The organism is Fructilactobacillus sp. X3R2C1 (genome assembly GCF_059901235.1).
Genome location: NZ_JBWXVA010000045.1, coordinates 1 through 261, shown reverse-complemented (window position 1 = coordinate 261; position 261 = coordinate 1). Strand labels below are relative to the sequence as shown.

The window sequence follows — 261 nt, the reverse complement described above, 5'->3', positions numbered from 1 at the left end:
GCTTTGGCGACCCTGAAAGAACAGCAAGGCTGGCAATTCACGCTGCGCGAAATAGCTAGGCGAGCCCAAGTCAGTCACTCGGCTCCGTATCGGCATTTTCCTGACAAGGGGGCACTGCTTTACGAGTTGGCGCTACTAGGCTTCGAGCGATTGAACGCGGCGATGCAAGACGCCATGGGGCCAACGATGTCGGCACCGGAGCGCTTGCAGGCGATGGCCTATGCCTACCTGGCGTTTGGTGAGGAAAATCCGGATTTATAC

Annotated in this window: 1 protein-coding gene; it reads left to right on the top strand. The window is 57.5% G+C overall.

What is annotated here, in order from left to right; genetic code table 11:
* A partial coding sequence (locus AC6UDB_RS07090) for a TetR/AcrR family transcriptional regulator (protein ID WP_500709559.1) occupies nucleotides 1–261 on the top strand: 261 nt, incomplete at both ends.